Origin of the sequence: Rhodovulum sp. (genome assembly GCF_011048875.1) — a bacterium.
GTDB classification, from domain to species: domain Bacteria; phylum Pseudomonadota; class Alphaproteobacteria; order Rhodobacterales; family Rhodobacteraceae; genus Rhodovulum; species Rhodovulum tesquicola.
Genome location: NZ_DSDD01000009.1, coordinates 1 through 23,918, shown reverse-complemented (window position 1 = coordinate 23,918; position 23,918 = coordinate 1). Strand labels below are relative to the sequence as shown.

At 66.8% G+C, this 23,918-nt stretch carries 27 protein-coding genes and 2 tRNA genes; 19 read left to right on the top strand and 10 right to left on the bottom strand.

Annotated features, from left to right (window positions below; genetic code table 11):
• Positions 1-16: 16 nt before the first annotated feature.
• Entirely contained in the window at positions 17-457 is a 441-nt protein-coding gene (locus ENN83_RS00335) for a TIGR01244 family sulfur transferase (protein WP_287182740.1), read from the bottom strand.
• A gap of 218 nt (positions 458-675) precedes the next feature.
• Between ENN83_RS00335 and ENN83_RS00330 the strand changes: the two genes are divergently transcribed.
• The 3 genes from ENN83_RS00330 (at position 676) to ENN83_RS00320 (ending at position 3,734) form a co-directional block, all read left to right on the top strand.
• Positions 676-993: a TraR/DksA family transcriptional regulator gene (locus ENN83_RS00330; RefSeq protein ID WP_287182737.1), complete on the top strand. Its 318-nt coding sequence runs from the start codon at positions 676-678 to the stop codon at positions 991-993.
• Between the two features lie 266 nt (positions 994-1,259).
• Complete coding sequence (locus tag ENN83_RS00325) at positions 1,260-1,472, top strand: hypothetical protein (protein ID WP_287182734.1); 213 nt, start codon at positions 1,260-1,262, stop codon at positions 1,470-1,472.
• Positions 1,473-1,619: 147 nt separating this feature from the next.
• Positions 1,620-3,734, top strand: coding sequence for an enoyl-CoA hydratase-related protein (locus tag ENN83_RS00320; RefSeq protein WP_287182733.1), 2,115 nt, complete (start codon positions 1,620-1,622; stop codon positions 3,732-3,734).
• Here the strand turns inward: ENN83_RS00320 and ENN83_RS00315 are convergent.
• Positions 3,721-3,936: a hypothetical protein gene (locus ENN83_RS00315; protein WP_287182730.1), complete on the bottom strand. Its 216-nt coding sequence runs from the start codon at positions 3,934-3,936 to the stop codon at positions 3,721-3,723. The genes ENN83_RS00320 and ENN83_RS00315 overlap by 14 nt on opposite strands.
• Before the next feature lie 130 nt (positions 3,937-4,066).
• On the opposite strand from ENN83_RS00315, the gene ENN83_RS00310 reads away from it, so the two are divergent.
• Complete coding sequence (locus ENN83_RS00310; RefSeq protein WP_287182727.1) at positions 4,067-4,327, top strand: DUF2312 domain-containing protein; 261 nt, start codon at positions 4,067-4,069, stop codon at positions 4,325-4,327.
• A gap of 36 nt (positions 4,328-4,363) precedes the next feature.
• On the opposite strand, the gene ENN83_RS00305 is transcribed toward ENN83_RS00310, so the two are convergent.
• The gene (locus ENN83_RS00305; RefSeq protein ID WP_287182725.1) at positions 4,364-5,239 is read right to left on the bottom strand and encodes a hypothetical protein; all 876 of its coding nucleotides are present in this window, start codon (positions 5,237-5,239) and stop codon (positions 4,364-4,366) included.
• A gap of 91 nt (positions 5,240-5,330) precedes the next feature.
• On the opposite strand from ENN83_RS00305, the gene ENN83_RS00300 reads away from it, so the two are divergent.
• The 3 genes from ENN83_RS00300 (at position 5,331) to ENN83_RS00290 (ending at position 7,760) form a co-directional block, all read left to right on the top strand.
• On the top strand, positions 5,331-5,474 hold the full coding sequence (locus ENN83_RS00300; RefSeq protein ID WP_287182723.1) for a hypothetical protein: 144 nt from the start codon (positions 5,331-5,333) through the stop codon (positions 5,472-5,474).
• Positions 5,475-7,010, top strand: coding sequence for an ABC transporter permease (locus ENN83_RS00295; RefSeq protein ID WP_287182756.1), 1,536 nt, complete (start codon positions 5,475-5,477; stop codon positions 7,008-7,010).
• 171 nt (positions 7,011-7,181) lie between these two features.
• Positions 7,182-7,760: a hypothetical protein gene (locus tag ENN83_RS00290; protein ID WP_287182720.1), complete on the top strand. Its 579-nt coding sequence runs from the start codon at positions 7,182-7,184 to the stop codon at positions 7,758-7,760.
• Here ENN83_RS00290 and ENN83_RS00285 read toward each other — a convergent pair whose 3' ends face one another.
• The 4 genes from ENN83_RS00285 to ENN83_RS00270 form a co-directional block, all read right to left on the bottom strand.
• Positions 7,761-8,648, bottom strand: a complete 888-nt coding sequence (locus tag ENN83_RS00285) for a S8 family serine peptidase (RefSeq protein ID WP_287182717.1) — start codon at positions 8,646-8,648, stop codon at positions 7,761-7,763.
• Positions 8,649-8,873: 225 nt separating this feature from the next.
• Positions 8,874-8,948, bottom strand: a tRNA-Thr gene (locus tag ENN83_RS00280).
• A gap of 253 nt (positions 8,949-9,201) precedes the next feature.
• Positions 9,202-10,608 (bottom strand): type I glutamate--ammonia ligase, encoded by a 1,407-nt coding sequence (gene glnA, locus ENN83_RS00275; RefSeq protein ID WP_287182714.1) that lies wholly within the window; start codon positions 10,606-10,608, stop codon positions 9,202-9,204.
• A 74-nt stretch (positions 10,609-10,682) separates the two neighbouring features.
• Entirely contained in the window at positions 10,683-11,021 is a 339-nt protein-coding gene (locus tag ENN83_RS00270; RefSeq protein ID WP_132544949.1) for a P-II family nitrogen regulator, read from the bottom strand.
• Between the two features lie 175 nt (positions 11,022-11,196).
• Here ENN83_RS00270 and ENN83_RS00265 point away from each other — a divergent pair, with 175 nt between their 5' ends.
• The 3 genes from ENN83_RS00265 (at position 11,197) to tig (ending at position 14,419) form a co-directional block, all read left to right on the top strand.
• Positions 11,197-12,795 (top strand): NAD(P)H-hydrate dehydratase, encoded by a 1,599-nt coding sequence (locus ENN83_RS00265; RefSeq protein WP_287182705.1) that lies wholly within the window; start codon positions 11,197-11,199, stop codon positions 12,793-12,795.
• A gap of 183 nt (positions 12,796-12,978) precedes the next feature.
• Positions 12,979-13,063: transfer RNA gene (locus ENN83_RS00260), tRNA-Leu, on the top strand.
• A 24-nt stretch (positions 13,064-13,087) separates the two neighbouring features.
• Positions 13,088-14,419: a trigger factor gene (tig, locus tag ENN83_RS00255; RefSeq protein ID WP_287182703.1), complete on the top strand. Its 1,332-nt coding sequence runs from the start codon at positions 13,088-13,090 to the stop codon at positions 14,417-14,419.
• A gap of 159 nt (positions 14,420-14,578) precedes the next feature.
• Here the strand turns inward: tig and rplI are convergent, their stop codons facing one another.
• From rplI to rpsF, 3 genes are read right to left on the bottom strand one after another with little or no spacing between them, the layout of a single operon-like run.
• On the bottom strand, positions 14,579-15,199 hold the full coding sequence (gene rplI, locus ENN83_RS00250) for a 50S ribosomal protein L9 (protein WP_287182700.1): 621 nt from the start codon (positions 15,197-15,199) through the stop codon (positions 14,579-14,581).
• A gap of 12 nt (positions 15,200-15,211) precedes the next feature.
• Positions 15,212-15,439 (bottom strand): 30S ribosomal protein S18, encoded by a 228-nt coding sequence (gene rpsR, locus ENN83_RS00245; protein ID WP_287182697.1) that lies wholly within the window; start codon positions 15,437-15,439, stop codon positions 15,212-15,214.
• A gap of 29 nt (positions 15,440-15,468) precedes the next feature.
• Complete coding sequence (gene rpsF, locus ENN83_RS00240) at positions 15,469-15,831, bottom strand: 30S ribosomal protein S6 (protein WP_287182693.1); 363 nt, start codon at positions 15,829-15,831, stop codon at positions 15,469-15,471.
• A gap of 327 nt (positions 15,832-16,158) precedes the next feature.
• Between rpsF and ENN83_RS00235 the strand changes: the two genes are divergently transcribed.
• The 9 genes from ENN83_RS00235 to ENN83_RS00195 form a co-directional block, all read left to right on the top strand.
• Positions 16,159-16,731 (top strand): hypothetical protein, encoded by a 573-nt coding sequence (locus ENN83_RS00235; RefSeq protein ID WP_287182689.1) that lies wholly within the window; start codon positions 16,159-16,161, stop codon positions 16,729-16,731.
• A gap of 63 nt (positions 16,732-16,794) precedes the next feature.
• Complete coding sequence (locus tag ENN83_RS00230) at positions 16,795-17,718, top strand: glycosyltransferase family 92 protein (protein WP_287182685.1); 924 nt, start codon at positions 16,795-16,797, stop codon at positions 17,716-17,718.
• A 54-nt stretch (positions 17,719-17,772) separates the two neighbouring features.
• Positions 17,773-18,708 carry an ACP S-malonyltransferase gene (gene fabD, locus ENN83_RS00225; RefSeq protein ID WP_287182682.1) on the top strand — a complete coding sequence of 312 codons (936 nt, stop codon included), beginning with the start codon at positions 17,773-17,775 and terminating at the stop codon, positions 18,706-18,708.
• Between the two features lie 11 nt (positions 18,709-18,719).
• Positions 18,720-19,457: a 3-oxoacyl-[acyl-carrier-protein] reductase gene (fabG, locus tag ENN83_RS00220; protein WP_287182678.1), complete on the top strand. Its 738-nt coding sequence runs from the start codon at positions 18,720-18,722 to the stop codon at positions 19,455-19,457.
• 206 nt (positions 19,458-19,663) lie between these two features.
• Positions 19,664-19,897, top strand: a complete 234-nt coding sequence (locus ENN83_RS00215) for an acyl carrier protein (RefSeq protein WP_287182675.1) — start codon at positions 19,664-19,666, stop codon at positions 19,895-19,897.
• Positions 19,898-20,063: 166 nt separating this feature from the next.
• The gene (fabF, locus tag ENN83_RS00210; protein WP_287182671.1) at positions 20,064-21,326 is read left to right on the top strand and encodes a beta-ketoacyl-ACP synthase II; all 1,263 of its coding nucleotides are present in this window, start codon (positions 20,064-20,066) and stop codon (positions 21,324-21,326) included.
• A complete protein-coding gene (gene mltG / locus ENN83_RS00205) occupies positions 21,326-22,474 on the top strand; it encodes an endolytic transglycosylase MltG (protein ID WP_287182666.1) in 1,149 nt (382 codons plus the stop codon). Before fabF ends, mltG begins: the two co-directional genes overlap by 1 nt.
• 172 nt (positions 22,475-22,646) lie before the next feature.
• Positions 22,647-23,000 (top strand): hypothetical protein, encoded by a 354-nt coding sequence (locus ENN83_RS00200; protein WP_287182662.1) that lies wholly within the window; start codon positions 22,647-22,649, stop codon positions 22,998-23,000.
• A partial coding sequence (locus ENN83_RS00195) for a DNA-packaging protein (protein WP_287182659.1) occupies positions 22,927-23,918 on the top strand: 992 nt, incomplete at its 3' end. The genes ENN83_RS00200 and ENN83_RS00195, both read left to right, overlap by 74 nt.

The following is a 23,918-nucleotide window of genomic DNA, read 5'->3' as shown; positions in this document are numbered from 1 at the left end:
GCGCCGAGGCCCGCGTTCAGCGCGATGCGGCGAGCGCCTCGATCTGGCGTTCGAGCCCGGGCATCGCAAAGCCCGCGCGGCGCAGCGCCGCCATGATCTCGGCGGTGGGCCGGTCTCCGGCCATGGCCAGCGCCCAGACCACAGACGAACGGAACCCGGCCCGGCAATAGCCGAAATGCGGCCCCGGCAACGCGCTCAGCGCGCGGCGTTGCGCCTCGATGGTCTCGGGCGTGATCCCGTGATGGGTCACCTCGACCACCGCGAATTCCATGCCTGCGGCGCGCGCGGCCGCTTCCATCTCGGCCGCCCGTTCGCCGGGGGCGACTTCGGAATCGGGCCGGTTGCAGATCACCGTGCGGTAACCGGCCGCCGCCAGCGCCGCCAGCGTCTCGATCGGAGGATGCGGGGCGGCGGAAAACTCGTCGGTCAGGTGCACCATCGGCGGAAGCTCGCTCATGCGGCGGTCCTTTCGGGGCGTGAACGGGAAAGAACCGATGTCGGATCGGAAAAATTGCGAATTTTCAGACGTCTCCCTGGAAGCGTTCCAGAACTACCCGGCTTGTCATGCGGGAATCAATGCCCCCTGTGCAGGAACCGGGCAGGGATTTGACGTGGGTCAAAGCCGGGAGTGTCCGGGCAGTGCAAACTTGTCTCCAGAGTGGACAGGGGACATCCATGGCAACGCTTGGCGACAGAAAGCGACAGCTTTTTAACCGTTTGGCGGAGCTTGATGGTCGTCTGCACGATATCGAGGCCGAACTCGACACGCATCAGTCCAAGGATTGGGGCGAACTCGCGGTGGAGCGCGAGGAAGACGAGGTGCTGGAAGGTATGGGCAGCTCGAGTCTGGCCGAAGTGAAACAGATAAATGCAGCTCTCGCGCGAATCGAGGATGGCAGTTACGGTTATTGCGTGCGCTGTGGGGAAGAAATTTCCGAGGAACGATTGGACGTCGTGCCGGCTACGCCGTTTTGCCGCATCTGTGCCGGGTGACTGCAGGAGTAAGGGAACGACCTAAAAATGAGCAACGCGAGCCATGTCAGCCGAATGCCAGCCAGTTCCAACAGCGTGATGCACGATGAAACGCGGGCGATGATCCGCTCGAGGATCGAGTCGCTTCTCACCTCCGGCGCGGTGGCCAGTCAGGTCAGCAGCCGTCTGGGCACCAAGGGCTGCCACAGCCCCTGGGCCGAGATGCCCGGCGCGGCGAAGATGTCCGGTGACCGTCCTGCGGAACGCAAGAGCGACGGGAGGTGCGGATGGCGTTCGAACAGCTCAAGGCCGGAATCGCTCTGATCCTCGAAGAGATCGAGAAGCGACCGGACGACCGTCACATCCTGCAGGAACAGTTGCGCGAGAAGATCGCGGAGTTCCGCGCGATGGGTCTGCCCGTTCCCGAGGACATCCTGCGGCTCGAAGAACAGTTGGGCGGCGACGACGCGGACGACATCTACGACAACATGCCGGTCTGACGCCGACCACTGTCTTTCGATTGTCGCGAATCCCTTCCAGATGTTGCGTTTCCCGCGCGACTGGCCCCTAATGTTGGCGAATGGCGAAGCAGCCCTGTCAGGCACGGGTGCTTCGCCGCGCCGCCTTTCGCCTGGGGGTCGGGACAGATGAGCGATCTTGTTGCGGTCGAGGAACCCGCGCCGGGCATTCGGCGGCTCGTCTTCGGCAATGGGCCGGCGAACACGATGACGCCCGCGTTGCTGGCGGCGTTGGACACCGGGCTTGCCGGGGCGCTGGTGGCGAATGGCATCCGTGCGGTGCTGATCTCGGCACGCGGCGGCCGGGTCTTCTCGATGGGGCTGAGCCCGACGGGTGCGGGCGGCGCCGAGGATGCGGCGTTGCTGCGCGCGATCTGTGCGCGGATCGACGGGGCGCGGGTGCCCGTGGTCGCGCAGGTCGGCGGCATGGCGCTGGGAGGGGGCTGCGAGCTTGCGCTGGCCGCCCATTACCGGGTGGCGCTTTTCAACGCCGAGTTCGGCCTGCCCGACATCGCCATCGGCTTGCCGCCCGCCGCTGGGACCACCCAGCGCCTGCCGCGGCTGATCCAACCCGATGCGGCGCTGGATCTCCTTCTTTCCGGGCGGCCTGCGGGGGCGGCGTTGGCGAAACGTCTTGGCCTGGTCGATGCGGTGGTCGATGGCGATCTCGACGCCGCCGGGCTGCGCTTTGCGCTGGGCCTGATCGAGTTGCGCGCCGGGCCGCGGCCCGCGACGGCCCGTCCCCTGCCGCGGTTCGAGGGGGTGCATGCCGCGGTGGCGGCCCGGCGTGCGGCGCTGCCGACGGCGGGACCGGTCGAGGCGCCCGCGCGCGTTCTGGACTGCGTCGAGGCCGCTGCGATGCTGCCCTACGCGGCCGCGCTGGATTATGAGGCGGCCGCTTTCGAGGATTGCCGCGACAGCGCCGCGGTCCGCGCGCTGCGCCATGTCGCGCTGGGCGAGGCCGCGGCGCGGCGGCGTGCGGCGGGCTGGTCCCAGGCGGCCCGCCCGGCAGAGACCGTCGGGGTCTGGGGGTGGGGCGCGACGGCGGCGGGGCTGGCGGCAAGCTTGCTGACCGCGGGCCGGGCGGTGCGACTGGCGGCGCCGGACGAGGGCACCCTGGCCGAGGCCATGGCCCGTGTAGAGGCGATGCTGAGCACCGCCGACGCGACGGGTCGCGATGCCTGCCGGTCGCGCCTTTCGGGGTCCACAGGCACTGCGGGATTGGCGTCCTGCGGGGTTTTGATCGAGGCGGGGGCCGGTCCCTGGTCAGAGCGCGAGGCCGGGTTTGCGGCGCTTGCCGGGATTGCGGCGCCCGATGCGGTCCTCGCGGGAACCGGCGCGCTGGTCACCCCCGCCGGGCTGAGCGCGTGCGGGCACCGACCCGAAGGGACGATCTGGCTGAACCTGCCCGATCTTGTGCCAGAGGCGCGGCTTGCCGAACTGGTCTGCACGCCCCGGACATCCGAGGCCACGGTTGCGACGCTGTGCAGCCTTGTGCAGTCGATCCAGCGTATCGCTCTGGTCGCGACCGGCGAAAGCCCGATCCTGACCGTTCTGATCGGGGCGCTCGAGGCGGCGGATGCGCTGGTCGAGGAGGGCGCCTCGCCCTATGCGGTGGACCGTGTCTTGCGGGACTGGGGGCTTGGTCACGGACCCTACGAGATCGCCGACCGGCTGGGCCTTCAGACCCTTCTGGCGTTGCGCGCGGGTCTGCCCGGCGGCGCCGATCCCGAGGCGCGGCCGATCCTCGTGGCGGGGCAACTGGTCGCGGAGGGCAGGGGCGGGCAGGCGGCGGGACGTGGCTATTACGCCTATGACGCGCCGGGCGCTGGCGGCCGACCCGATCCGGCGCTCGATGCGGTGCTGGCCGAGGGGCGGTCGGTTCTGGGCCGTGTGCCGCGCGCGATCGCCGACGAGGAGATCCGCGCGCAGGTGCTGGCGGGCATGGCACAGGCCGGGGCGGGGCTGTTGCGGCGGGGCGTGGTGCGCCGGGCGGTCGAGATCGACCTGGCGCTGGTGCATGGGGCGGGGCTTGCGCGCTGGCGTGGCGGTCCGATGCGCGCGGCGGACGAACGCGGGCTGCTGTGGCTGCGGCGCACGCTGCGGACCATGGCCGACCGGCCGGGCGGCGCCGCGATCTGGACGCCCGACGCGCTGATCGGCGATCTGATCAAGACCGGCCTACAATTCTGCGATTTCGACGGCAGGATGGCGGACGCTCCGGTGGCCGTCAGCCCAAAGTGATCCCGATCACCACCATCATCAGCCCCAGCGCAGACATGCCCAGCGCCGCCATGTTCAGCGCCACGGCCTTTTGCAGGCGGCCACGCAGCTCGTCTTCGGGCAGGTTCGCGGCGCGCGCGGCCCGCACCTGCAGGATCACCCGGACGATGCCCGCAAGGCCGGCCAGCGAGATCGCCGCCCCGATCCAGATCAGTATCCCCATTACGCCCTCCGCCGTCGGTCGCCCTTGCGCCTAGTGGATGGGGCGCGGTGGTGCAAGGGGGCATGGGCTTGCGAAGGCGTGGGCGCGGCGCTAGGTCAGGCCTTTGACCCGCTTGAGAGGAGCCGCGACCGTGAACGACACGCCCCCCGATACCAGCTATCACGTCACCGCCGACGAACTGCGCCAGTTCATCGAACGCTATGAGCGGCTGGAGGCCGAGAAGAAGGACATCGCCGACCAGCAGAAGGAAGTGATGGCAGAGGCCAAGGGGCGCGGCTACGACACCAAGGTGATGCGCAAGATCGTCGCCCTGCGCAAGCGAGACCGCGACGAGATCGCCGAGGAAGAGGCCATGCTGGAACTCTACAAGCAGGCGCTGGGGATGCCGTGACGTCCCGGCCGCCGATGCCGGGGGGTGTTGGGCGTCTCAGGCGGTGACGATCTCGACGCCCTCGATGGAGCCGATCGCATGCAGGTCTTCCTCGTAGCGTTCGGTCAGATCCTGGATCAGCTCGACTGTCCAGCCCGGTGCATCGATTTCCTCGTCCAAGGCGTCGGGTAATGCGTATTTGTCGAGAAATGCCGTGACGATGCGGCGGCGCTGGGCCTCGTTGACGGGCGGGTTCTCGTCGAGATAGGCGCGCAGCCGTTGCATCCCCGCGGGCTGCATGATCGCGTGCAGCAGGTCGTCCGATCCGCGCAGCGCAGTGTCCTCGGGCAGGCCCGCAATTCGGGTCAGAAGCGCGGGCAGGATCAGCGGCGTATCCTCGTCGCACCAGACCGTCAGCCGCGCCCGCGGGACGGCGTTGCGGATCCGGCGCACCACGTCCGACCACGCCACCGCGAGCGGGTCGATCCCCGCCACGAAGGCCCGGAAATCCGCTTCGCGCGACTTCGCGAAGAGCGCGGGGATGAAGGTTGCGGGATTGCGGATGCCGAGGAAGAACGCGCAAGGCCGGTCAGGGAAAAGCTGCGAGAGCCAGTGCGCCTTTTCGCCCGCCATCGGATAGAGCATCCGTTCGCCCAGCACCTTCTGGGGCATGCACAGGAAGGACTGGTTCACGAGGACCAACCGTCTCGGTTCTTCGCCATCCGTCGCGGCCTCGAGGATCATCTGCTGCATCTCGGGCGTTGCGGGGCGTCCGCGCAGCGAGACCAGCGTCTCGCGCAGGATCGGGCGGTAGCGGCTGGGCCTCGGCACGACGATGCCCTGCGCCGAAAGGGTGCCGCGGTTCTTGAGCAGGCATTTCAGAAGCCGGTCGTCATCCGTACAATGGGCGCCGATGTGGTAGACCAGTTCCATGCTGCCTGTTCCCTGTTCTTCTTCATTCTGCTCGGCCGCGATTATACGGCGCGTTCTGGACAGGAAAACGTCTTTCCTGTAACCGCGTTCCATGGCCGAGCAAATCGCTCAAGATAACCTTTCGCTGGCTGGGCGCGGGCTGCGCGCGGTCCTGCGTCTGCAGCCTGATCCCTGGTCGGTGGGTGCCGTGCTGATCGCGGCGCTGGTGCTGATGCCGATCCTGTCGGTCATGTAGATCGCGGTGACGCCCAAGCAGAATATCTGGCCGCATCTCGTGTCGACGATATTGCCGCGATACACGTGGAATACCGGCGTTCTGATGATCGGAGTGGCGGCACTGGCTTCGGCGGTCGGGGCCGGGGCGGCCTGGTTGATTTCGGTCTATCGTTTTCCGCTATCACGCTGGCTGGAATGGCTGTTGCTGCTGCCGCTGGCGATCCCGGCCTATGTGGGCGCCTATGCGCTGGTCGATCTTCTTGAATATGCAGGCCCCGTGCAAACCGGGCTGCGCCAGCTCTTCGGCTGGCAGAGCGCACGGGACTACTGGTTCCCCGAGGTGCGCTCGCGCGAGGCGGCGGTGGTCGTGCTGGCGGCCGCGCTTTACCCTTATGTCTACCTGCTGTCCCGCGCGGCCTTTCGCGAGCAGTCGGGCGGTGCCTATGAGGTGGCCCGCGCGCTGGGGGCAGGACCCTTCACACTGTTTCGCCGGGTGGGCCTGCCGCTGGCCCGGCCCGCCATCGCGGCGGGTGCTGCCATCGTGATGATGGAGACGGTGAACGATTTCGGCACGGTCGAGTATTTCTCGGTCCAGACGCTGACCACGGGGATCTTCTCGGTCTGGTTGCAGGGCGGCAATGCGGGCGGGGCGGCGCAGATCGCGATGGTGATCCTGGTGCTGATCCTCGTGCTGGTCGCGCTGGAGAAGATCAGCCGGCGCAACCTGCGCTTTCACAACCTGGGCAGGGCGCATCGGCCGCTGGTGCCGGTCCGGCTGACTGGGCCTGCGGCCTGGGCCGCGACGCTGGCCTGCGCGCTGCCGGTGGCGGTGGGCTTCGTGTTGCCCGTTGGCGTGATGGCGTCGCACGCGCTTGCCAATACCGGGGCCTGGGTCGATCCCGGGCTGCTGCGGGCGCTGGTCAACACGTTGACCGTCGGCGGGATTGCGGCGGTGGGCACGGTCGCGGCGGGGCTGTTCCTGGTCTACGCGGTGCGTCTGACCGGGCGGACGCTGCCCAAGCTGCTGCTGCCGATCACCACGATCGGGTACGCGGCGCCCGGAGCGGTGCTGGGGGTGGGGCTTCTGATCCCGATGGCGGCGGCCGACAATGCGCTGGCCGATGCGATCGAAGGCGCTTTCGGCGTCGATATCGGCCTCGTGATGACCGGCTCGGCCTTCGCGATCATTTATGCCTATTGTGTGCGGTTCTTCGCCATCGCGCAGGGTGCGGCGGATGCGGCGATGGGGCGGATCGCGCCCAGCCTGCCGATGGCGGCCCGCTCGCTGGGCCGGTCGGCGCGCGGCACGCTGACCGCGGTTTACCTGCCGCTGATCCGCACCTCGGTCGGCACCGCGCTGCTGCTGGTTTTCGTCGATTGCGTCAAGGAACTGCCTGCGACTCTGCTGCTGCGGCCGTTCAACTACAACACGCTGGCCACACGGGTCTATGAAAAGGCCAGCCTGGAGAATCTGGGCGATGCGGCGCCCGCGGCGCTTCTGGTCAGCGCGGTGGGCCTGGTGGCGGTGGGTCTGCTGGCGCGGGCGAATCGCTAGGCGCGGCCGCTGGGCGCGATGCCGATCCTTGGCAGGCGCCTGGCATAAACCTTACGCAAACCACTTGTGGTCAGGATGGGGGCGCGGGACCGGCGGGCGTCGGCCCGGTCGCGGTCTGGTGGTATCGCCGGGCTCCGCGATGGCGCAGCAATCGGGCGAGACGGAATTTCGATGGGAGGGGGGATCGCCAGGCTCGTTCTGACCGCTTTTTCCCTGGGCGTGGGCGTCGCCCACCCGGCGACAGCCTTCGACTTCCTCGAAGACACCTTTCTCCTCGATGTGCGGGTCGGATCGAACAGATCCTCGGCGGCGCAGGGCCTTCGGAATGGTGCGTATGAACTGGCCGACGGGACGCAGGTGGCGTTCTGGGACTGGTATTCGCCCGATATTCCCGAGCTGTCGATGATCGTCCTGACGCAGGTTTCGGCGGATTTCGGGATCATCTGGGGGCTGAGCACGGGCGAGAAGGCGCCGAAATACCGGATCGATCCGGCCCTTCATATGGGCTTTGTCTACCAGACCCTCCCGTTCGATGGCGCGACCTTGTCGGTGAAGGTGACCTTTCCGGTCGGCGGTCGCCTGAGAGAGACCGCTTGTGTGGCGGATTACGGCGACATCATGGGCGTGGTTCCGGTCAATTGCAGGCTGGCGGCAGGCCTGCTGCCGCCCGAGGAGACGCTGAAACACCTGCTGCGCCTGGACGGACGGCACGATGCCCGGATCAGCGTGGATTTCGTGATCCGGTTCTGATCAGCGGATCGAAACCGGGGCGAGCGCCCGGCTGATGCTGGCCTCGCCCCGGCCGTGGAGATCCGCGGAATAGCCCCGGATCGTGTCCGTGCGCGCCGTGTTCAGGAGCTGGTTGGTGATCTGCGTCGGGTTCGCCTTGGTGAACTTGCTGCCCAGCACCGCCGCGTATCCCGAAACGATCGGCGCGGCGAAGGATGTTCCGTAAAGCCCGGTGGTGTTGCCGGTCACGCCCACGACCAGGAACTGGTTCTGCACGGTCGGATTGCTGCCCGCGGTGTTCGAATACCATGCCAGCGAGGCTGGCCGGTCCACCGAGCCATGCGCGTTCAGAGCGCCGACGAAGATCGCCGATTTCTTGCCGACCAGATCGCGGTTCAGGTAATCGACCATGCCCGAGGCGTTGGCGGCACCCACGGCGATCCCGTCATTTCCGGCGGCCTTGACGATGACGGCCTTCCCGTCCCTTGCGTATTTGATGATCGACGTCTCGCGTGCGCTCCAGTTGATTGCCGAATAGCCGTCCTTGGCGATCATGCCGTAGCTCAGATTGAGGGTATTCAGCCCCCTCCGCAACTTGACCGCCTTGGTATTCGAGAAGTCACGCGTCAGCACGGTTGCCTTCGGCGCCATCATCCCGGCCTCGAGCGCGGTCCATTCCCCATGGCGAAGCAGTTCCGTGCGGCCGCGAAGATCGCCATGGATGCCGTAATTGCTGCGGAAATCGTCGATCACGGTGATCGTGGTCTTCTGCCCCTTGTAGCCGAGGTTCCACGCCTGTCCGATGTCGGAGGGCATCCACGGACGGACTTCCTGCGCGGAGGCGACCGAGGCGGTCAGCACCAGTGCCGCGGCCTTGAACGCCAACGAAAGAGAGCGTGGAATTGTCATGTCGTTTTTCCCCGTCCTGAACACTCGACCCGTCGTGACCGGGAAGCTTGTTTTCAATGTGGCTCTGCAAGGTCGCTTTCTTGACAGCGGGCGCGCACTGCGTCGGACTGGTCCCTCCGCTTTCCACCCGTCGCGGAACGGTCCGGCGTCATGCGACGCGATCGCCGGGGGCGGGAGGGTGCCATGTGCGATTTCGGGAAATGGTCCGGCCGGGGCGGCGGGAAATGGTGCCGGTGGAGGGATTTGAACCCCCGACCTTCGCTTTACAAGAGCGCTGCACTACCACTGTGCTACACCGGCCGCCCTTGCGAATTACTCGCTCGGCCCCGCTGCGGCAAGTCCGTTCTCTGCCGCGGGCGGGTGCTGGGGTGCATGGCGGCGAGGCCGACCGCTGGAAGCCAGGCATCGAGAGCACCGGGATGAACCGGGAACCGGGATGGCGGGGACCGGGTCGGCCGGGATGTCATCCCTGGACGAGGCACGCTCTGGGTTACGGGCGTGAAAGGGGCATCCGAAGGCGCCCCCGGCTTTCTGCAGCGCCGTCGCGCGCAGGTCAGCAGCTGAAATACATCTTGAATTCGACCGGGTGCGGGGTGTGCTCGAAGGCGTAGACCTCTTCCCATTTGAGTTCCATGTAGCCGGCGATCTGGTCCTTGGTGAACACGTCGCCCGCAAGCAGGAAGTCGTGATCCCTGGCAAGGCTGTCCAGCGCCTCGCGCAGCGATGCGCAGACGGTGGGGATGCCTTCCAGTTCCTCGGGCGGCAGGTCGTAGAGGTTCTTGTCCATCGCCTCGCCCGGGTCGATCTTGTTCTTGATGCCGTCCAGACCGGCCATCAGGAGTGCCGAGAAACACAGATAGGGGTTGGCCGACGGGTCGGGGAAGCGGGCCTCGACGCGCTTGGCCTTGGGCGATTCCGTCCACGGGATACGGATGCAGCCCGAACGGTTGCGGGCCGAGTAGGCGCGCAGAACGGGGGCCTCGAAGCCGGGGATCAGGCGTTTGTAGGAGTTGGTGGACGGGTTGGTGAAGGCGTTCAGCGTCTTGGCATGCTTCAGCAGACCGCCGATATACCACAGCGCCTCCTGGCTGAGGTCGGCATATCTGTCGCCCGCAAACAGCGGCTTGCCATCCTTCCAGATCGACATGTTGCAGTGCATCCCCGAGCCGTTGTCGCCGGCCATGGGCTTTGGCATGAAGGTCGCGGTCTTGCCATAGGCCAGCGCCACATTGTGGATGACATACTTGTATTTCTGCAGGTTGTCGGCCTGTTTCTTGAGGCTGTCGAAGATCATGCCGAGCTCGTGCTGGCAGGTCGCCACCTCGTGGTGGTGCTTGTCGACCTTCATGCCGATCCGCTTCATCGTGGAGAGCATCTCCGAGCGGATGTCCTGTCCCTCGTCCGAGGGGTTCACCGGGAGATAGCCGCCCTTGTAGGTCGGTCGGTGGGCGAGGTTGCCGGTTTCATATTCGGTGTCGGTGTTCCAGGCCGCGTGCTCGACATCCAGCGCATAGGCCACCTTGTTGGGGCTGACCGCATAGCGCACGTCGTCGAAGATGAAGAACTCGGCTTCGGGACCGAAATAGGCGACATCGCCGATGCCGGAGGATTTCAGGTATGCCTCGGCCTTTTCGGCGGTGCCGCGGGGGTCGCGGTCATAGGGTTCGCCGGTGTCGGGCTCGACCACAGAGCAATGCACGCAAAGCGTCTTCTCGGCATAGAACGGGTCGAGATAGGCGCTTTCGGTGTCGGGCATGAGTTTCATGTCCGAGGCCTCGATCGACTTCCAGCCCGCGATCGAGGAGCCGTCGAACATCAAGCCCTCGTCGAGGAAGTCCTCATCCACCTGGTCGGCCGTGACGGTGACATGCTGAAGCTTGCCGCGCGGGTCGGTGAAGCGGATGTCGACATATTCGACATCGTCTTCCTTGATGGTCTTGAGGACCTGTTCCTTGCTCATTGGACCGTATTTCCCTTCTTGCTGGGTTGATCGTTACGCGCCGGGAAGCGACCCCGGCGGATCAGTCGGTATGCTCAGAGGGCATCCTCGCCGGTCTCGCCGGTTCGGATGCGGATCGCCTGTTCGACGGGCGAGACGAAGATCTTGCCGTCGCCGATCTTCTCGGTCTTGGCGGCGTTAACGATGGCCTCGATCGCGGCGTCCACCTGATCGTCGGGCAGCACCACCTCGATCTTCACCTTGGGCAGGAAGTCCACGACATATTCGGCGCCGCGATAAAGTTCGGTATGGCCCTTCTGGCGGCCGAACCCCTTGACCTCGATGACGCTGAGACCCTGGACGCCTGCCTCCTGCAGCGCCTCCTTGACCTCGTCGAGCTTGAAGGGCTTGATGATCGCCTCGATCTTCTTCACGGGGGGAAACTCCTTCTCGGTGACGTTCGAAGCCCGACAGATCACTTTCCCCGGTGGCACACAATTGACTGGGCTGCCCCCCCGGGAGGCGCTTTCCTGAATATTGAGGGAGTGCTTAAAAAATATGCAGAATGCCGCCTTCTGGGGCGGTTTGGGAACGGCGGTGCCGCTTTCGATGATGGAACTTCTCACATCCGCCCAAATGCGCGGCATCGAGGACAGGACGATCGCCTCCGGAATGATCGCCAGCCTGGAACTGATGGAGCGCGCCGGTCGCAGCGTGGTCGAGGCGATCTTCGAGGAATGGCCCGAATTTCGGACGGCGCCGCAGCGCGCGGTGATCCTGTGCGGGCCGGGCAACAATGGCGGCGACGGGTTCGTCGTCGCGCGGGTCCTGAAGGATTGGGGCTGGGAGGTGGAGGCGTTCCTTCTCGGCGATCCCGTGCGCTTGCCGCCCGATGCGCGCGTCAATTGCGAGCGGTGGTCCGCGATGGGGCCGGTCAGGGATTTCCTGGGGGAGAGTCCGGCCCGCCTGTTCGGCCCGGGTTCTGCCGGGGACGGGGTCGTGGTCGATGCGCTGTTCGGCACCGGCCTGCGGCGGCCGCTGGACGCGCGGGTCCGCGCCCGGCTGGCCGAGTTCCGGGAACGCCATCCGTTGTCATCGCTGCGCAGCGTTGCGGTCGACATCCCCAGCGGCATCGACAGCGACAGCGGGCGTTTTCTTGCGGACGAGGATGGGCTGTCGGCCCCGCATGTCGATCTGTGCGTGACCTTCCATCGGCCGCGTGTGGGGCATTTCGTCGGGGAGCCTGCGATCGGGCGGCTGGTCGTGAAGGACATCGGGCTCAATGCTTTTGAGGAGAGGACAAGCCGGGTCACGCCGCCTGAGACGCGCAGCGACCGGATCGGTGCCGTGGAACTCGTCTCGGGTTTTCCCGATGCATTGGGAAAGACCGCCGGCCACAAATACAGCCATGGCCATGCCCTGATCCTGTCAGGACCACCGGGCCGGGGCGGGGCGGCACGGCTGGCCGCGCGGGGTGCGCTGCGGATCGGGGCGGGGCTGGTGACGCTGGGCTGCCCGCCGGATGCCGTGCCGGAAAATGCCGGGCGGCTGGATGCGGTGATGTTGCGGCCGGTTGCGGATGGCGCGGCGCTCGCGGCGACTATGGAGGATGGCCGGATCGGCGCGGTTTGTCTGGGGCCGGGACTGGGGACGGGCGCGCGCGAGGTGGAACTGGTTGCGACGGCGCTGGGGGACGCGCAGCGGCGGGCGGTTGTTCTGGATGCCGACGCACTTACGCTGTTGGCGCGGCAGCCCGAGCTTTTCGCCTTGCTGCATGCAGGGTGTGTTCTGACCCCGCATGCGGGCGAGTTCGCGCGGCTTTTTCCGGATGTCGCCGAGATGTTGGCGGCGCCCGCCCTCCGGGGCCCGGCCTTCTCGAAGGTGAACGCGGCCCGCGAGGCGGCGCTGCGGGCGGGCTGCGTGGTGCTTTTCAAGGGGCCCGACACGGTGATCGCCGAACCCGCGGGGCGTTGTGCGGTGAACGCGGCGCTGCGCGAGCGGGCAGCGCCCTGGCTGGCCACGGCGGGGTCGGGCGATGTGCTGGCGGGTTTCATCGCGGGGCTACTGGCGCGGGGCGTCGCGCCCTTCGAGGCGGCCTGCACGGGCGCCTGGCTGCATGTGGAGGCTGCGCGCCGCTTCGGGCCCGGGCTGATCGCCGAGGATCTGCCCGAGACGCTGCCGGGCGTGTTCCGTGATCTTGGCCTGTGAAGGCGCCCCGTTTCGGCGGTTTCGCCCGTTGTCGGCCGGGGATGGGTATTTGGGCCAAGAAGAAGTCGGGGGTGGGCGGGGTTTCGGCCCGCTTTTTCCGCTCGCATACCGTGCGGCGCTTTGCTAGAAGGTCGCGGATTTGAGGGGCGGTCCTTTGCGTCACGGGCTGCCCTTGCGCTTTTTGCGGGTGTGGCGGAACTGGCAGACGCACCAGATTTAGGTTCTGGCGCCGCGAGGCGTGGGGGTTCAAGTCCCTCCACCCGCACCAGGATGGGATGAAAAGGACAACGAGATGCAGGTCACCGAGACCCTGAACGACGGCCTGAAACGCGGCTACACGATCACCGTGACCGCCGCCGAGCTTGACGAGAAGGTCAACGCGAAGCTCGAGGAATTCCGGCCCCAGGTCGAGATCAAGGGCTTTCGCAAGGGCAAGGTGCCGATGCCGCTGCTGAAGAAGCAGTTCGGTCCGCGCGTCATGGGCGAGGTCATGCAGGAGACGATCGACGGCGCGATGAGCGCGCATTTCGAGCAGACCGGTGAGCGCCCGGCGCTGCAGCCCGATGTCAAGATGACCAACGAGGGCTGGAAGGAGGGCGACGATATCGTGGTCGAGATGACCTACGAGGCGCTGCCCGAGATCCCCGAGCCCGACATGAAGGCGATCAAGCTTGAAAAGCTGATGGTCAAGGCCGGCGAGGACGAGATCGGCGAGGCGCTTGGCAAGCTGGCCGAGGCCGCGCAGGTTTTCGAGGACCGGCGCAAGGGGTCCAAGGCGAAGGAGGGCGACCAGGTCGTGATCGACTTCGCCGGCAAGCTGGGCGACGAGCCGTTCGAGGGCGGCGCGGCGGAGGATTACCCGCTGGTGCTGGGTTCGCAGAGCTTCATCCCCGGTTTCGAGGATCAGCTGATCGGTGCCAAGGCGGGTGACGAGGTGACCGTCACCGTGACCTTCCCCGAGAATTACGGCCCCGAGAAGCTGAAGGGTCAGGAAGCGACCTTTGACGTCACCGTGAAGGCCGTGAAGGCCCCGAAGGCGGTCGAGATCGACGATGAACTGGCCAAGCAGTTCGGGGCCGAAAGCCTGGAGGCCCTCAAGAGCCAGGTTGCCGAGCGGCTGGAAGCGGAATTCGGCAGCGCGGCCCGTGCGGTGATGAAGCGTGCGCTGCTGGATGTGCTGGACGAGACGATCAGCTTCGACCTGCCGCCATCGCTGGTCGAGGCAGAGGCCAAGCAGATCGCGCATCAGCTCTGGCACGAGGAGCATCCCGAGGTTCAGGGCCATGACCATGCCGAGATCGTCCCGACCGACGAGCATCAGAAGCTGGCCGCGCGGCGCGTGAAGCTGGGTCTTCTGCTGGCCGAGATCGGGCGCAAGGCCGAGATCAGCGTTTCGGACAACGAGATGACGCAGGCTGTGATGGCGCAGGCGCGCCAGTTCCCGGGCCAGGAGCGGCAGTTCTTCGACTTCGTGCGCCAGAACCAGGCTCTGCAGCAGGAGATCCGCGCGCCGATCTTCGAGGACAAGGTGGTCGACTACATCTTCGAACTGGCCGATCTGGCCGAGAAGGAAGTGTCGAAGGCCGACCTCGAGAAGGCGGTCGAGAAACTCGACGAGGAATGAGCGCAATCCCGACGCGCGTAATGGAAAGGGTCGCCTGCGGGCGGCCCTTTTTCTTGCCGGGTATGGGGCAGGCCATGGGTGGGGACGAAAGGAAAAGGGCCGCACCGGTCAGGCGCGGCCCTTTTCGAAGAGCCTTGATAGGATGAAGGCGACCCTTGCCTAACGCGGCTGTTCCTCGCCCGAGCCCTGGGTCTCGGCCACATCGGCGAGGAAATCGTCCTCGGCGGCGGATCCGATGTCGTCGAAGAGTTCGGCGATCTCGAACTCGGCGGCGGCCTCTTCCTCGGCGGCAAGTTCCTGGATCGACTTGCCCGATGCCTGAAGCTCGGCCTCTTCGGCCGAACGGGCGACGTTGACCTGAACGGTCACCCCGACCTCGGGGTGCAACGTCACGGTCACGTCATGCAGGCCCAGATCCTTGATCGGGCCGGTCAGGACGACCTGCTTGCGGTCGACGCTGAAGCCATCGGCAGTGGCGGCGTCGGCCACGTCCCGGGTGGTCACCGAGCCGTAGAGCGCCCCGGATTCGGAGGCCGAACGAATCACGACGAATTGCTGGCCGTCGAGCTTGGCCGCCAGCGCCTCGGCCTCTTTCTTCGTCTCGAGGTTGCGCGCCTCGAGCTGGGCCTTTTCGGCCTCGAAGCGGGCGATATTGGCCGCGCTGGCGCGCAGCGCCTTGCCCTGGGGCAGCAGGAAGTTGCGGGCGTAGCCGTCCTTGACGTTCACGACCTCGCCCATCTGGCCGAGCTTGGCCACGCGTTCCAGAAGGATCACTTGCATGGATCTCGTTCCTTATTTCACGGCGTAGGGCAGCAAGGCGAGGAAGCGGGCGCGCTTGATCGCGCGCGACAGCTCGCGCTGCTTCTTGGCCGAGACGGCGGTGATGCGCGAGGGCACTATCTTGCCCCGCTCGGAGATGTAGCGCTGCAGCAGGCGCACGTCCTTGTAGTCAATCTTGGGCGCGTTCTCGCCCGAGAACGGACAGACCTTGCGGCGGCGGAAAAACGGTCTTGCGGCCATGGGTTAGGTTCCTCCTGGCAGGCTTTGGATCAGCGACGCTCGCGGCGGTCGCCGCGTTCACCACGCTCTTCGCGCTTCTGCATCTGCGCCGAGGGACCTTCTTCATGGGCCTCGACCTTGACGGTCAGCACGCGTATCACGTCGTCATGCAGCCGCATCAGGCGTTCCATCTCCTGGACGGCGGGCGCGGGCGCCTCGGTGCGCAGGAAGGCGTAATGCCCCTTGCGGTTCTTGTTGATCTTGAAGGCCATCGTCTTGACGCCCCAATACTCGTGCTCGACGATCTTGCCGCCGTTATCCGCGAGAATGGCACCGAAATGTTCGATAAGGCCCTCGGCCTGCGTGTTGGACAAGTCCTGACGCGCGATGAACACATGCTCGTAAAGCGGCATGCTGTCTCCAGTCCTGTTACGGGTGCGCTTCAAAGGGCGGGTCCGAAGGTCTTCCGCCTCCCGCCCACGAGAGGCCGCACCGATCACGTTCGTTGCGGAAGACCTGCGCCTTATACAGATGGAACCGCGCGATGCAAGCCCGCCGCCGCCGATCATGGGCTTGCCGCGGGACCGCCCGCAAATGTGCGCCTGTCCGGCCCATTGCTGCCGTTTTCCCGCGACAGGGTCGTGGCATCCGTTGCAAGGGAGCATGCGACCGACATGACGGCCGGCCTTGAAAACCGGGAGAAGCGCGTTTCCGCACGCGCGGAGATCGCGTTGCCGGGGGTGACCGGGACCCGGTGGGGCTATGTGGTCATCGCCGGCGGAGCAGTCTCCCGCAATGCCGGCGCGTTCGAGCGCGCTGCATGGATCGGCGGTCTGGCACTTCTGTCGGCGGTCGGCGCGCTTTGGATTGTGCTGCCCTTGCTGGGGTTTTTCGACCTCGGGGCGCTGGTGGCACCGAGCGGTGGGTTGGCAGTGGCGGGACTGGCGCTGTGCTGGCTGGCCGAGCGCGGATTTCTCGAAGAGGTGCAGGTCGACCTTGAGGAACGATCCTTGCGCTGCACCCTGAGCAATGCGCGCGGCGGGTTGCGCATCCGGCGGGAGGTGGCCTTCGACGAGGTCGGCTCGGTCTTCGTGCAGCGCGCCGAACGGCCGGGGCAGCCCTCCAAGCTGTTCGTGCGGGTGGGAACGGGTGACGACCTGATCGAGGTCGCGCGCGGGCGCGAGGCCGTTCTGACTGTTCTTCAGGCCCGAATGGCGCGCGATCTTCAGGGATCGAGCCTGCGAAAGGCGAATCCGGGACGCCGGACGCGGCGTCGCCGCGGTCTTGCCCGGCCCTTGACCCATGCGGCCTGAGCGGTCTGGTCTGTCCGCGACGAGGGAACTAGGCTTGCGGTTACCGAAAATCAGGGGCCGTGCATGCTGCGAGTGTTCTCCGGGCGTCCGATCACCAAGCTGGGCCTGACGCCGCCTGCCCCCTGCGCGGGGCGATCGGGACTTGCGCTGGTGCTGATCGTCCGGAACGAGGAGCGCCATATCGGCGAATGGGCGAGATTTCATGCAGAGGCCGGCGCGGCCCATGCCTTTGTCTATGACAACGGCTCGACCGACGCGACGATTTCGCGTCTGGCCGAGGTCCTGGGCGCGCGGCTGACGGTGATCCCCTGGGACCAGAAGCTTTGGGATGCCGGGACCGGCCGCGAGATCCACAACCAGGTTCTGGCCTATGCCCATGCGCTGCGCAATTTCGGCGGGCGGTTCCGCTGGATGGCCTGCATCGATGCCGACGAGTTCCTGGTGCCCAGATACGCGGACAGCCTGGAGGGCGCGCTGGTGCATCTGGGCGATATTCCCAGTGTGTCGCTGCCCTGGCACAATTTCGGACGGAACGGGCATGCGACGCCGCCCGAAGGTGGGGTTGTGGCGAACTACACGCGCCGCGCGGCCGATCCGATGAGCGGGGTCCGCGGGGTGACGAATTTCAAGACGATCGTGGATGCGACCCGGGTGACGGCGCTGAAGGTGCATAGCGTCGAGATCGACGGGCAGGACGTGACCTGGAACGACCGGGGCGAGCGGGCGAGCCTGAAGGGGCGTTTCGCGCGCGGCTTCTATTCGGCGGATCATCTGCAGTTGAACCACTATTACACACGCTCCGAGGCGGAGCTGGCGGCCAAGATCGCGCGGGGATCGAACCAGAGCGTGGCGGCTGCGCGCCACGCCGCGCGAGTGCGGCGCAATGTGGCCAATATCGAGGCCAGCGAGATCGAGGACCGCTGTGCCATCGACTTCCTGGACCGGCTCCGCGGCGCGAGGTCGCTTGGCTTTTCCGCCGACTTGTGAAGCCCCCGCTTAGCCGATAGACCACGCCGAAATCGGCGAGCGAGGGGACAAAACATGCGCGCATTCGTGTTTCCGGGTCAGGGAGCGCAGACCATCGGGATGGGCAGAGCGCTGGCCGATGACTATCCGCTCGCGCGCGAAGTGTTCGAGGAGGTGGACGAGGCGCTGGGCGAGAAGCTCTCGGCGCTGATCTGGGAGGGCGATCAGGACGAATTGACGCTGACCCGGAACGCGCAGCCGGCGCTTATGGCGACCTCGATGGCCACGATGGCGGCGCTGGGTGCCGAGGGCGTCACGGTCAATGCGGCGGCTTTCGTGGCGGGCCATTCGCTGGGCGAGTATTCGGCGCTGTGTGCGGCGGGCGCGGTCAGCCTGGCCGATACCGCGCGGCTGTTGCGGGCCCGGGGCGAGGCGATGCAGGCGGCCGTCGCGGTCGGCGAGGGCGCCATGGCGGCGATCCTGGGGCTTGACCTTGCAGCGGTGCAGGCGGTGGCCGCGGCCGCGGCCGAGGGCCAGGTCGTGCAGGCCGCGAATGACAACGATCCGGCGCAGGTCGTGATCTCGGGCCACAAGGCGGGCGTCGAGCGGGCGGTCGCGCTGGCGCAGGAGCGGGGTGCCAGGCGGGCGGTGATGCTGCCCGTATCCGCGCCCTTCCATTGCGCGCTGATGGAGCCTGCGGCCCGGGTCATGGCCGAGCGTCTGGCCGAGGTAACGATCGAGGAGCCGCTGGTGCCGGTCGTGGCCAATGTGCGCGCCCATGGTGTCAGCGATCCCGACGAGATCCGCGCGCTGCTGATCGAGCAGGTGACGGGCGCGGTGCGCTGGCGGGAATCGGTTGCATGGATGGCAGCGCAAGGTGTCACCGAGATCTGGGAGATCGGCGCGGGCAAGGCGCTGTCGGGCATGATCCGCCGGATCGCGCGCGACGTCGCGACGCGGCAGGTCGGACTGCCCGACGAGGTGACGGCAGCCGTGGACAGCATGAACTGAGGAGGGGGGACATGTTCGATCTGAGCGGCAAATGCGCGCTGGTGACCGGCGCGTCGGGTGGCATCGGGGCCGAGATCGCGCGGGCGCTGCATACGCGGGGCGCGGTTGTGGGCCTGTCGGGGACGCGCGAGGCGCCGCTGCGCGGGTTGGCGGCCGAACTGGGCGAGCGCGCCCATGTCCTGCCCTGCGACCTGTCTGATCCGGAGGCGGTCGAGGCGCTGCCCAAGGCGGCCATCGAGGTGATGGGGGCGCTGGACATTCTGGTGAACAATGCCGGGATCACGCGCGACACGCTGTTCATGCGGCTGAAGGACGAGGACTGGCAGGCAGTGATCGACGTGAACCTGACCGCGGCGATGCGTCTGTGCCGCGGTGCGGTCCGGGGCATGATCAAGGCGCGCTGGGGCCGGATCGTCAACATCACCTCGGTCGTGGCGACCACGGGTAACCCGGGCCAGGCGAATTACTGTGCGGCCAAGGCCGGGCTGGTGGGCCTGTCGAAATCGCTGGCCCAGGAGGTCGCGGCGCGGGGGATTACGGTGAACTGTGTCGCGCCGGGCTTCATCGCGACGGCGATGACCGACAAGCTGACCGATGAGCAGAAGGCCGGGATCCTGGGTGCGGTGCCGGTGGGCGCCATGGGCACCCCCGCCGACATCGCCGCGGCGGTGGTCTATCTGGCCAGTTCCGAGGCCGGATATGTCACGGGCGCCACGCTGCATGTCAATGGCGGGATGGCCATGGTCTGAGGGCGGTGCGCCGGTCCCGGACCCGGGTTTCGGTCTGCGACGGGAAAGCGTTTGCCAAGAACATGCGATGTGTTATAGGCGGCGCAAGTTCGTCGGGGGGCGTTCCCCGCGCTTGCGAGAGTCCTGCTTTGCGGGATCGGTGGTGGCCCCTCGTGGCCGACAGAACAAAGATGGGCAAATCGCCTGAACAAATGTGAGGAACAGACATGAGCGACATCGCGGATCGCGTTAAGAAGATTGTCGTGGAGCACCTGGGTGTCGACGAGGACAAGGTGACCGAGAACGCCTCGTTCATCGACGATCTGGGCGCGGACTCCCTGGACACGGTCGAACTGGTCATGGCCTTCGAGGAGGAGTTCGGCATCGAGATCCCGGATGACGCTGCCGAAACCATCCAGACCTTCGGCGATGCGGTGAAGTTCATCCGGGAAGCCGCCTGAGGCGTTCGAGCGAACCCGTTGCGGAGCGGCGCCCCCTGGGGCGTCGCTTTCGTTTCGGGAGGTCGGTTGCCCGTTCGGCGGCGTTGTTGCGCCCGGCTTGCCGAGCGCGGAAAAAACGCGGTATCAGAGCGCCGGACAGGCCGTGGGCGAGAGCGAGGAGAGGCGGATGCGTCGAGTGGTAGTCACGGGGCTGGGGATGGTCACGCCCCTGGCCTGCGGGGTCGAGGAAAGCTGGTTGCGGCTGATCTCCGGGCAGTCTGGCGTGAGTCCGATCACGCGGTTCGACGCGTCGCGCGTGGCGACCACCTATGCCGCCGAGATCCCGTTCGGGGACGGGACGGACGGCACGTTCAACCCCGATGACTGGATGGATCCCAAGGAGCGGCGCAAGGTCGACGATTTCATCCTGTACGGCATGGCCGCTGCCACCCAGGCGGCGAAGGATTCGGGTTGGGAGCCGAAGACCGACGAGGACCGCGAGCGCACCGGCGTGATGATCGGCTCGGGGATTGGCGGGCTGTCGGCGATTGCCGATACGGCGGTCCTGTTGCGCGAGAAGGGGCCGCGGCGGGTCTCTCCCTTCTTCATCCCGTCGGCGCTGATCAACCTGGCCTCGGGGCAGGTCGCGATCCGGTTCGGGTTCAAGGGTCCGAACCATGCGGTCGTCACGGCCTGTTCGACCGGGGCGCATGCCATCGGCGATGCAGCCCGTCTGATCCAGTGGGGCGATGCCGACGTGATGGTGGCGGGGGGCGCGGAAAGCCCGATCTCCGAGATCGGGATCGCCGGGTTCAATGCCTGCAAGGCGCTGTCCACGAAGCGCGGAAACGACCCGCAATCGGCCTCGCGGCCCTGGGATGCGGACCGGGACGGCTTCGTGATGGGTGAGGGTGCGGGGATCGTGATCCTTGAGGAATACGAGCATGCCAAGGCGCGCGGCGCGAAGATCTATGCCGAGGTGCTGGGGTATGGCATGTCGGGCGACGCCTATCACATCACCGCGCCGTCCGAGGATGGCGAGGGCGGGTATCGGTCGATGGCCGCGGCGCTGAAGCGCGCGGGTCTGTCGGCTGCGGACGTGGATTACATCAACGCGCATGGCACTTCGACCATGGCCGACACGATCGAGCTGGGCGCGGTCGAGCGTCTGCTGGGCGCTGCGGCCGCCGCCACCACCATGTCGTCCACCAAGTCCTCCATCGGGCATCTGCTGGGCGCGGCCGGCGCGGTGGAAGCGATCTTCTGCGTTCTGGCGCTGCGCGATCAGGTGGCCCCGCCCACGCTGAACCTGGACACGCCGCCCGAGGGTGTGCGCATCGACCTGGCGCCCAAGGCGGCGCGCCAGCGCGAGATTGCCGTGGCGCTGTCGAATTCCTTCGGTTTCGGCGGCACCAATGCGTCGCTGGTCATGGGGCGCGTTGATCGGTGATGTGGCGGTCGGTCGCCTCGAATGCTCTGACGCTGTTCATCGCTCTGTTTCTGTTGGCGGGCGGGCTGTTGCTTTGGGGCAAGAGGCAATACGAGGGCGCCGGGCCTCTGGCCGATGCGATCTGCCTTCGGGTCGAGTCCGGCGCGACGATGGCCGGGCTTTCGCGCCAGCTTGAGGGGCAGGGGGCGGTCTCGAATGCCGCGATCTTCCGGCTGGGGGCGAAATACACGGACAAAGCCGATCTGTTGAAGGCCGGCAGCTTTCTGATTCCGCCCGGTTCCTCGATGAAGGAAATCGTCGACATCGTAACGCGCGGCGGGCGGTCCACTTGCGGCAGCGAGTTGAATTTCAGGATCGGGGTGGTCAGCGCACAATTGCAGCTGCGCCAGGTCGATCCCGGCACGGGGCGCTATGTTGAAGTGCTTGCCTTCGATCCGGCAGCGGGCGAGATCCCCGAGGACTATGCCGAATTGCGCAATGCAACCGACCTGCGGTTCCGGGTGACGCTGGCCGAAGGGGTCACGAGCTGGCAGGCCGTCGAGGAACTGAAATTGGCGGATTTTCTAGATGGCGAGGTGGCTGACCTACCTGCCGAGGGTAGTCTGGCACCTGACAGCTATGAAGTGCAGCCGGGCATGGCGCGAAGCGATCTGATCGCCGAGATGCAGCGACGGCAGGTGGCGATTCTGGACGATCTCTGGGCGCGGCGGGCCGATGACTTGCCGATCACGACGCCGGAGGAGGCGCTGATCCTGGCCTCGATCGTCGAGAAGGAGACCGGCGTGCCGGAAGAACGCGGCCAGGTGGCCAGTGTCTTCGTGAACCGGCTGCGGCAGGGGATGCGGTTGCAGACCGATCCTACTGTGATCTACGGGGTGACACAGGGCAGGGAACCGCTGGGCCGGGGCATCCGGCAAAGCGAGTTGCGCCGCGAGACGCCCTGGAACACCTATGTCATTGACGGGTTGCCGCCGACGCCGATCGCCAATCCGGGACGGGCCTCGATCGAGGCGGCGCTGAACCCGGAAGATACGGATTTCCTGTTCTTTGTCGCCGACGGGACGGGGGGGCATGCCTTTGCCCGGACGCTGGCCGAGCATAACCAGAACGTGGCGCGCTGGCGCCAGATCGAGGCCGGGCGTCAGTAGTCTTCTGTTAATCCTTTGTTAAAGATAAACTTCTTGACTCTGCGCGCGCTCTGATCTATACCTTCAGGCAAGCTGGAAGACGTGGGTTAGCGGCCCGGGGGTACCCCCCGAGGCTGCTTTTCGTGTCTTCTCCTGCGACGGGGGGCCGGCAGGACAGGCAGGCACGGACAGCATGGGAACGATATCTGCCCCGCAAGCGGACGAAACGGCTGCCCGGGCGCTGCTTGAGGAAGCCGAAGAGCATTACAGGCGCACGATACGCGCCTTGAATGGGATCATCGAAGAAGTCGAGGCCGGCAAGACAGAGCGTGCTCGCGCGTTACGGGGCGCGTTGACCGATCTCGGCAAGGCGGTACAGACCGCTTTCGACGAAAGGTTGCGAGTTGGAAAGCTTCTCCGAGACGAAGCGGGCGGCGCCTGCGACTACGCCCTTGACCTCGATGAGGCGCGTGTTGAGGTCGGGCGCCGACTGGATCGCCTGCGCGTCACGCGACGAGCAGACGGCCTTTCTGAACAGCCTGGATGACGGCACGCTGATGGCGCTGCCGTTCCTGTTCGAGTTCTGGGCGTTGCCGCATCAATTGCCGCCCGAGGGGGACTGGCGCACCTGGGTGGTGCTGGGCGGGCGCGGCGCTGGCAAGACGCGCGCGGGCGCCGAGTGGGTCCGTGCGCAGATCGAGGGGCCACGGCCGCTGGATCCGGGCCGGTCGCGCCGGGTGGCGCTGGTGGGCGAGACGGTGGACCAGGTTCGGGAGGTGATGATTTTCGGCGACAGCGGGCTGATGGCCTGTTCGCCGCCGGACCGCCGTCCGCGCTGGGAGGCAACGCGGCGGCGGCTGGCCTGGCCCAATGGCGCCGTCGCGCAGGTCTTTTCGGCGCATGATCCCGAATCCCTGCGTGGGCCGCAATTCGATGCGGCCTGGGCGGACGAACTGGCGAAATGGAAAAAGGCCGAAGAGACCTGGGACATGCTGCAGTTCGGGTTGCGGCTGGGGATATCGCCCCGGCAGTGCATTACCACGACGCCGCGGAATGTCGGTGTCTTGCGGTCGATCCTTGCGCTACCGACGACTGTCGTCACCCACGCGCCGACCGAGGCGAACCGGGCCAATCTTGCGGCCTCGTTCCTTGAAGCGGTCCGCACGCGATATGCTGGCACGCGGCTGGAGCGGCAGGAACTGGACGGGGTGTTGCTTGAGGAGGCCGAGGGCGCGCTGTGGCCGCTGGCGGTGATCGAGGCGGCCCGGATCGACAGGGCGCCGGAACTCGACCGGGTTGTGGTCGCGGTCGATCCGCCGGTCACGGGGCATGGCGGTTCGGACGAATGCGGAATCATGGTCGTGGGGGTGCAGAGCAAGGGGCCGCCGCAGGAATGGCGCGCCGTGGTTCTGGCGGATGCCAGCCTTGCGGGTGTGGCGCCGACGGTCTGGGCGCAGGCGGCGAT

Bases quoted from the DNA above. Each gene is read 5' to 3' on its own strand.
- ENN83_RS00335 (WP_287182740.1), bottom strand. From the start codon at position 457: ATGAGCGAGCTTCCGCCGATGGTGCACCTGACCGACGAGTTTTCCGCC.
- ENN83_RS00330 (WP_287182737.1), top strand. From the start codon at position 676: ATGGCAACGCTTGGCGACAGAAAGCGACAGCTTTTTAACCGTTTGGCG.
- ENN83_RS00325 (WP_287182734.1), top strand. From the start codon at position 1,260: ATGGCGTTCGAACAGCTCAAGGCCGGAATCGCTCTGATCCTCGAAGAG.
- ENN83_RS00320 (WP_287182733.1), top strand. From the start codon at position 1,620: ATGAGCGATCTTGTTGCGGTCGAGGAACCCGCGCCGGGCATTCGGCGG.
- ENN83_RS00315 (WP_287182730.1), bottom strand. From the start codon at position 3,936: ATGGGGATACTGATCTGGATCGGGGCGGCGATCTCGCTGGCCGGCCTT.
- ENN83_RS00305 (WP_287182725.1), bottom strand. From the start codon at position 5,239: ATGGAACTGGTCTACCACATCGGCGCCCATTGTACGGATGACGACCGG.
- ENN83_RS00300 (WP_287182723.1), top strand. From the start codon at position 5,331: ATGGCCGAGCAAATCGCTCAAGATAACCTTTCGCTGGCTGGGCGCGGG.
- ENN83_RS00290 (WP_287182720.1), top strand. From the start codon at position 7,182: ATGGGAGGGGGGATCGCCAGGCTCGTTCTGACCGCTTTTTCCCTGGGC.
- ENN83_RS00285 (WP_287182717.1), bottom strand. From the start codon at position 8,648: ATGACAATTCCACGCTCTCTTTCGTTGGCGTTCAAGGCCGCGGCACTG.
- glnA (WP_287182714.1), bottom strand. From the start codon at position 10,608: ATGAGCAAGGAACAGGTCCTCAAGACCATCAAGGAAGACGATGTCGAA.
- ENN83_RS00265 (WP_287182705.1), top strand. From the start codon at position 11,197: ATGATGGAACTTCTCACATCCGCCCAAATGCGCGGCATCGAGGACAGG.
- tig (WP_287182703.1), top strand. From the start codon at position 13,088: ATGCAGGTCACCGAGACCCTGAACGACGGCCTGAAACGCGGCTACACG.
- rplI (WP_287182700.1), bottom strand. From the start codon at position 15,199: ATGCAAGTGATCCTTCTGGAACGCGTGGCCAAGCTCGGCCAGATGGGC.
- rpsR (WP_287182697.1), bottom strand. From the start codon at position 15,439: ATGGCCGCAAGACCGTTTTTCCGCCGCCGCAAGGTCTGTCCGTTCTCG.
- rpsF (WP_287182693.1), bottom strand. From the start codon at position 15,831: ATGCCGCTTTACGAGCATGTGTTCATCGCGCGTCAGGACTTGTCCAAC.
- ENN83_RS00230 (WP_287182685.1), top strand. From the start codon at position 16,795: ATGCTGCGAGTGTTCTCCGGGCGTCCGATCACCAAGCTGGGCCTGACG.
- fabD (WP_287182682.1), top strand. From the start codon at position 17,773: ATGCGCGCATTCGTGTTTCCGGGTCAGGGAGCGCAGACCATCGGGATG.
- fabG (WP_287182678.1), top strand. From the start codon at position 18,720: ATGTTCGATCTGAGCGGCAAATGCGCGCTGGTGACCGGCGCGTCGGGT.
- ENN83_RS00215 (WP_287182675.1), top strand. From the start codon at position 19,664: ATGAGCGACATCGCGGATCGCGTTAAGAAGATTGTCGTGGAGCACCTG.
- fabF (WP_287182671.1), top strand. From the start codon at position 20,064: ATGCGTCGAGTGGTAGTCACGGGGCTGGGGATGGTCACGCCCCTGGCC.
- mltG (WP_287182666.1), top strand. From the start codon at position 21,326: ATGTGGCGGTCGGTCGCCTCGAATGCTCTGACGCTGTTCATCGCTCTG.
- ENN83_RS00200 (WP_287182662.1), top strand. From the start codon at position 22,647: ATGGGAACGATATCTGCCCCGCAAGCGGACGAAACGGCTGCCCGGGCG.